Raw genomic sequence first — 2,224 nt, forward strand, 5'->3', positions numbered from 1 at the left:
CCCGGTGCCCGCGACCGCGAGCGGAGCTCCCGTCAGGAGCAGCACCGCCGCGAGCCCCGCCGTGCCCCAGCCGCTCAGGCAGGCCAGCGCCGCGAGGCGCCGGGAGACCGGGCGGTCGGCCCCGGCCCGCAGCTCGGCGAGGGCGGGTACGTACCAGACGCAGCCCGAGGCCGTGACGACGCCGAGCGCCAGGGCGGGCACGACGGCGCTCACCGGACGGCCCCCGCTCCGGCCCCCGCGTCCGCTCCCGCCGACGCGTTGCCCACCAGCCCGTTCTCGCGCCGGTCCATCGCCGCGATGTCCGGGTGGTGCAGGTCGAAGGCCGGGGACTCGCTGCGGATGCGGGGCAGCGAGGTGAAGTTGTGGCGCGGCGGCGGGCAGGACGTCGCCCACTCCAGCGAGCGCCCGAAGCCCCACGGGTCGTCGGTCCCGACCTTCTTCCCGTACTTCGCGGTCTTCCAGACGTTGTAGAAGAACGGAAGGAACGACAGACCGAGCAGGAACGATCCGATCGTGGACACGGTGTTGAGGGCCGTGAAACCGTCCGCCGCGAGGTAGTCCGCGTACCGCCTCGGCATGCCCTCCGCGCCGAGCCAGTGCTGTACGAGGAAGGTCGCGTGGAAGCCGGCCGTCAGCGTCCAGAAGGTCAGCTTCCCGAGACGTTCGTCGAGCATCTTGCCGGTGAACTTCGGCCACCAGAAGTGGAATCCGGCGAACATCGCGTACACCACCGTGCCGAAGAGCGTGTAGTGGAAGTGCGCGACGACGAAGTACGAGTCCGAGACGTGGAAGTCGAGCGGCGGCGCCGCCAGGATCACGCCGGTCAGGCCGCCGAAGACGAAGGTGACGAGGAAGCCGACCGCCCACAGCATCGGCGTTTCGAAGGAGAGCGATCCCTTCCACATCGTGCCGATCCAGTTGAAGAACTTGACGCCTGTCGGCACGGCGATGAGGAAGGTCATGAAGGAGAAGAAGGGCAGCAGCACCCCGCCCGTCACGTACATGTGGTGCGCCCACACGGTCACCGAGAGACCGGCGATGGCGATCGTGGCACCGATCAGGCCCACGTAACCGAACATCGGCTTACGGGAGAAGACCGGAATCACCTCGGAAATGATCCCGAAGAACGGCAGCGCGAGGATGTACACCTCGGGATGGCCGAAGAACCAGAACAGGTGCTGCCACAGCAACGCCCCGCCGTTCGCCGCGTCGAAGACGTGCGAGCCGAACTTGCGGTCGCATTCGAGCGCGAAGAGCGCGGCGGCGAGCACGGGGAAGACGATGAGCACGAGCACCGCCGTGAGCAGCACGTTCCACGTGAAGATCGGCAGCCGGAACATCGTCAGCCCGGGGGCGCGCATGCACACGATCGTGGTGATGAAGTTGACCGCGCCCGCGATCGACCCGAAGCCCGAGAGCGCCACGCCCATGATCCACAGGTCCGCGCCGAGGCCGGGCGAGTGCACGGCGTCGGAGAGCGGAGCGTAGAGGAACCAGCCGAAGTCGGCCGCGCCACCGGGCGTCAGAAAGCCACCGGCCGCGATCAGCGAGCCGCACAGGAAGAGCCAGAAGGCGAGCATGTTCAGTCGCGGGAAGGCGACATCGGGCGCGCCGATCTGGAGCGGCATGATCCAGTTCGCGAAACCGGTGAAGAGCGGCATCGCGAAGAGCAGCAGCATGATCGAACCGTGCATCGTGAACGCCTGGTTGAACTGCTCGTTCGACAGGATCTGCGTCCCGGGGCGGGCGAGTTCGGCGCGCATGACGAGGGCGAGCACCCCGCCGACGAGGAAGAAGACGAACGCGGAGACCAGGTAGAGGGTGCCGATCTGCTTGTGGTCGGTCGTGGTGAGCCAGGTCACCCAGCCGGGGCGGGCGGTGCGGGGAACGACGGCCGCCGCGCCGCCGGTCTCCTCCCCGGGTGGTGGTGGCGGCCCCGCCGTACCCGTGCCCTCGGCAGCCCGTTCCCGCTCCACCCGGGACGGCTGCCGCGCGTCCCGCTGCCGCATGTCATGTGCCTCGTCCACCGGACGGCGACCTTCCTTCCGCAAAACTGGTACGGCCGGAGGGCTCACACGCAGGGAGAGAGTGCGGTGCTCCTCCGGCCGCCCCACATGATCGGCGGCGGCACAGCCCCGGCAGCAGGGCCGAGCGGGCCCCGGGCGAAGGACGGTTCCGGGCCGGTCGGCGAGCGCTTCCGGGCCGGTCGGCGGGGGCCCGGTGG

The 2,224-nt window shown here is 69.6% G+C and carries 1 protein-coding gene and 1 pseudogene; both read right to left on the reverse strand.

Features of this window, described 5'->3' with window-relative positions; genetic code table 11:
• Positions 1-213, reverse strand: a pseudogene (locus G3I42_RS34555) (hypothetical protein); the annotation flags it as partial.
• The gene (gene ctaD, locus G3I42_RS34560; protein WP_164291607.1) at positions 210-1,862 is read right to left on the reverse strand and encodes a cytochrome c oxidase subunit I; all 1,653 of its coding nucleotides are present in this window, start codon (positions 1,860-1,862) and stop codon (positions 210-212) included. The pseudogene G3I42_RS34555 and the gene ctaD, both read right to left, overlap by 4 nt.
• Positions 1,863-2,224 lie beyond the last annotated feature (362 nt).

Origin of the sequence: Streptomyces sp. SID11385 (assembly GCF_010548245.1) — a bacterium.
Lineage (GTDB): Bacteria > Actinomycetota > Actinomycetes > Streptomycetales > Streptomycetaceae > Streptomyces.